This is a genomic window from Gordonia sp. (in: high G+C Gram-positive bacteria) (assembly GCF_020438995.1).
In the GTDB taxonomy this organism is placed as follows: domain Bacteria; phylum Actinomycetota; class Actinomycetes; order Mycobacteriales; family Mycobacteriaceae; genus Gordonia.
In genome coordinates, this window is sequence record NZ_JAGQTN010000142.1 from 1 (window position 1) to 3,778 (window position 3,778).

Consider the following 3,778-nt stretch of genomic DNA (forward strand, 5'->3'; position numbering starts at 1 on the left):
GAAGTAGCCGCCATAGGGACGTGCCGAGGCGCCGGCGAGCGTCACCGGCCGGACGAGCCCGCCGTAGCCGGAGGTATCACCGGAACCCTTCGCGCCGAACAGGCCACGCCGGACGGCGATCACCTCGTGGTCGGGCGCCGGGCGTTCCGATGCCCTGCGTTCAGAATCGGTCGTCATCGAAGCAGCCCCGTGAACTCGATGGTCGGTTTGGCTTCGAGTGCGGCACGTTCGGCCGCCCAGATCGCCTTCTCCCTGTCGACACCGAGCGGCATCTCCTGGATCTGCTGATGCAGGGTCAGGATCGCGTTGAGCAGCATCTCCGGCCGGGGCGGGCAGCCGGGCAGATAGATGTCGACGGGCACCACGTGGTCGACGCCCTGAATGATGGCGTAGTTGTTGAACATTCCACCCGACGACGCACAAACCCCCATGGCCAGAACCCATTTCGGTTCGGCCATCTGGTCGTAGATCTGCCGCAGCACCGGCGCCATCTTCTGACTCACCCGGCCTGCCACGATCATCAGGTCGGCCTGCCGGGGCGATGCCCGGAACGCCTCCATCCCGAACCTGGCCAGGTCGTAGCGGCCCGAGGTGGTGGCCATCATCTCGATCGCGCAACACGCGAGGCCGAACGTCGCCGGCCACAGTGAGCCCTTGCGCATGAACCCGGCCAAACCCTCGACGGTGCTCAGCAGGACACCGCTGGGGAGTTTCTCTTCCAGTCCCATCGTCTACTCCCAGCTCAGGCCGCCGCGCCGCCACTCGTAGGCGTACGCGATGGACACGTTGACGATGAACAGACCGACGGCCAGCAGACCGAACCAGGCGAGCTGATCGACGGCCACCGCCCACGGATAGAGGAAGACGATCTCGATATCGAAGATGATGAACAGCATCGCGGTGAGGTAGAACTTCACCGGTATTCGCTGCCCGGTCCGGCTGATCGACGGTTCGATACCGCACTCGTAGGGTTCGAGTTTTGCACGGTTGTACCGGCGCGGGCCGATGAACACCGCGATGCCCACCGACACCACGGCGAACACCGCGGCGATGGCCGCAAGCACCATGATCGGTACGTAAGCGTTCATGAACGGGCCTCCATCCGCGACTCGTGGTCGCCGGGAGATGCGTCGACTTACCTATAGCCCAGGCTGTGAGCTACAACACAACCCTACAAGGCGTGATCGGCGTGGTGGGGACGTTTGCTGTTTCCCGGGGTTTCGTACAGCCGGTGGTGGGCCCGGGGTGGTTCGTGTAACGAGGGATATGTGTCACCCGACACAAGCGATGAGTGCTATCTGGCATGCGCGCCCGCGGTCGCGACCAGGCCGTGGACGTGCGAAGGATCGACCACAAGGAGAGATTTCGCCATGATCAAGACCTCGACGACCAAGATCTCGACGACCAAGATCTCGACGGCTGCTCGCGCGGTCGCGGGTACATGCGCGGCGGTCGCGCTCGCGGCAGTGAGTACCGGGCCGGCGAGCGCCGCGCCGGTCAGCATTCCCGTCTATCAGATCCCGTCCACCGCGCTCGCGGTGAGCGGACTGGTCGTGCCCGGGCCGTACTTCGCCACGGTCAACGTCACCACCACCGACAATCCGGCCGTCGTCCGGTTCTCGGCCCCGGCCTCACCGACGGTCTGTGCGACCTCGGCAGCTGGTGCCCTGGTACGGGTGTACTGGGTGAACCTGACGAGGATGTGGACGGGCGCGGCGACGGTCAAGGCGTGCCGCAACTACCTCGGCAGCACACCCACCTCGCTCACGGCGATTGTCGGGGAGGGCCGCGTCGTCATCCATACCCAGGTGATCGGTTCGCCGCTGAGCCCGCGGGCCGGACAGCCGTCGTTGCCCGGCGTGGGTACCTTCACCGTCGGCGGGCCGGGCTCACTGACCGGTTCATTGACGGGTTCGTCGACCGGCTCGGGGTCATGACCGGGCGGTGATCCCCGCGGTGTGCAGCATCTGCGCGAACGCCGCCGACAGAGCCAGCGGATCGACCGGGAGCACGGCCGTCGCCTCGGTGCGTGACCAGTCGGCCAGCCAGCGGTCGTCGGCGCGGCCGAGCAGCACCAGCGTGGGTGGCGCCGGATCGTATTCGTCCTTCATCTGCTTGGCGATGCCCAGACCGCCGACCGGGGAGGCCTCGCCGTCGAGGATCGCGGCGTCCACCGATCCGGAGTCGAGCTGCGTGAACAGCATCGGTGCGGTGGCCACCTCGTAGTACGACAACTCGGGGCCATCGGCGTCGAGGCGGGTACCCAATGCACCGATCACCTGGGCACGCGTGTCGGAGTCGCTCGAATAGACGAGCACGCGAAGGGTATTCGTCACCGGCCCGATGCTACGCCGTGGTTGCGGGCGGCGAGGGCTGTTTCCTGCCGACGCTCGGAGGTCGCCGCCTAGCCGAGCAACCCCTGTGCGACCCGTTCGAGAGCAGCCACGCGGCTGCCCTTGACCAGTACCGCGTCGCCGTCGGTCAGATCTTCGAGGGCTGTGACGGCCGCATCGACGCTGTCGACGTGCCGGGCACCGTCGCCGTACGCGGGTGCGGCCACGGCGATCACCTCGACACCCAGGTCGAGCGCGGTGCGGGTGACGCCGGCGTGCGCGGCGTCGGAGTCGTCGCCGAGTTCGGCCATCGTGCCGAGCACCGCGATCCGGCGGCCCGCCCGGAGTGTCGCGAGGGAGTTCAGTGCCGCGGTCATCGACGTCGGGTTGGCGTTGTAGGCGTCGTTGATGACGATCACGCCGCCCGGCGTGGTGACCAGTTCCATCCGCAGCCCCGACAACGCGGCACTGCGCAGGCCGAGCACGATCTGTTCGACCGGCACGCCCACCCCGCCACCCGCAGCGGCCGCGGCGAGCGCGTTGGGTACCTGATGCTCGCCGCGCGCACCGAGTTGTACGTCCGACTCACCCCACGGGCTGTGCAGCCGGAACGACGCCCGCAGTTCGTCATCCAGCGACACCGCGGACGCGTACACGTCGGCCGAGGCGGACAGGCCGTACGTCAGAACCGGTGCGGACGTACGTGCCGACATCGCCGCGACCACCGGATCGTCGGCATTGAGCACCGCGACGCCGTTGTCGGGAAGGGCCTCTATCAGCTCGCCCTTGGCCCGGGACACCGCTTCCAGCGAGCCGAACATCTCCAGATGCACCGACTCGACGCGGGTGATCACCCCGACCGTCGGCCGGCCTATGCCGCAGAGCAGCTCGATGTGCCCGACGCCGCGCGCACCCATCTCCAGCACCACGGCCTCGGTGTCGTCGGGGGCGTTCACCAGCGTCATCGGCAGGCCGAGTTCGTTGTTGAACGACTTCTCGCTCGCCGCTGTCGGATACGTGGTGGCCAGCACCCCGGCCAGCAGATCCTTGGTGGAGGTCTTGCCCACCGAGCCGGTGACGCCGACGACCCGGTCGGGCAGCCGGGTGCGGGCCGCGCGGCCCAGATCGGCCAGGGCCAGGGCGGTGTCGGCGACCCGGACGATCGTCGCCCCCGGAACGTCGGTACCTGTATCCGACGACAGATACACCGTCGCCCCGGCGTCGACGGCCTTACCGATGAACGCGTGACCATCCCGTTCGGCGACGATCGGCACGAACAACTGCCCCGGTTCGACGATGCGCGAATCGATGTTCACCTCGTCGATCACGGCGCCGGCGTCGCCGACCACCTCACCACCGGTTGCCTGAGCGATCTGTGCTGCCGTGAAACGCATGCCGATCAATGTACTGGGCGCCCGGTCGGCGCCCGCGTCACGGACCGACGC

Annotated in this window: 5 protein-coding genes and 1 pseudogene; 1 reads left to right on the forward strand and 5 read right to left on the reverse strand. The window is 67.8% G+C overall.

All coding sequences use genetic code 11. From position 1 onward, the window contains the following. From KDB67_RS10825 to KDB67_RS10835, 3 genes and pseudogenes are all read right to left on the reverse strand, one after another. Positions 1–177: pseudogene (locus tag KDB67_RS10825) on the reverse strand (NADH-quinone oxidoreductase subunit C); the annotation flags it as partial. Then, positions 174–728: an NADH-quinone oxidoreductase subunit B family protein gene (locus tag KDB67_RS10830; protein ID WP_291015653.1), complete on the reverse strand. Its 555-nt coding sequence runs from the start codon at positions 726–728 to the stop codon at positions 174–176. The pseudogene KDB67_RS10825 and the gene KDB67_RS10830, both read right to left, overlap by 4 nt. Before the next feature lie 3 nt (positions 729–731). After that, positions 732–1,088 (reverse strand): NADH-quinone oxidoreductase subunit A, encoded by a 357-nt coding sequence (locus tag KDB67_RS10835; RefSeq protein WP_291015655.1) that lies wholly within the window; start codon positions 1,086–1,088, stop codon positions 732–734. Between the two features lie 282 nt (positions 1,089–1,370). On the opposite strand from KDB67_RS10835, the gene KDB67_RS10840 reads away from it, so the two are divergent. Then, positions 1,371–1,937 carry a hypothetical protein gene (locus tag KDB67_RS10840; RefSeq protein ID WP_291015657.1) on the forward strand — a complete coding sequence of 189 codons (567 nt, stop codon included), beginning with the start codon at positions 1,371–1,373 and terminating at the stop codon, positions 1,935–1,937. Here KDB67_RS10840 and KDB67_RS10845 read toward each other — a convergent pair. Both KDB67_RS10845 and murF read right to left on the reverse strand, forming a co-directional pair. Next, positions 1,932–2,336, reverse strand: a complete 405-nt coding sequence (locus tag KDB67_RS10845) for a hypothetical protein (protein WP_291015659.1) — start codon at positions 2,334–2,336, stop codon at positions 1,932–1,934. The two genes, KDB67_RS10840 and KDB67_RS10845, sit on opposite strands and share 6 nt — an antisense overlap. A 68-nt stretch (positions 2,337–2,404) precedes the next feature. After that, entirely contained in the window at positions 2,405–3,727 is a 1,323-nt protein-coding gene (gene murF, locus KDB67_RS10850) for a UDP-N-acetylmuramoyl-tripeptide--D-alanyl-D-alanine ligase (protein ID WP_291015661.1), read from the reverse strand. Positions 3,728–3,778: the final 51 nt, after the last annotated feature.

Excerpts from the sequence above, each read along its gene's own strand:
- KDB67_RS10830 (WP_291015653.1), bottom strand. The coding sequence starts at position 728 with ATGGGACTGGAAGAGAAACTCCCCAGCGGTGTCCTGCTGAGCACCGTC.
- KDB67_RS10835 (WP_291015655.1), bottom strand. The coding sequence starts at position 1,088 with ATGAACGCTTACGTACCGATCATGGTGCTTGCGGCCATCGCCGCGGTG.
- KDB67_RS10840 (WP_291015657.1), top strand. The coding sequence starts at position 1,371 with ATGATCAAGACCTCGACGACCAAGATCTCGACGACCAAGATCTCGACG.
- murF (WP_291015661.1), bottom strand. The coding sequence starts at position 3,727 with ATGCGTTTCACGGCAGCACAGATCGCTCAGGCAACCGGTGGTGAGGTG.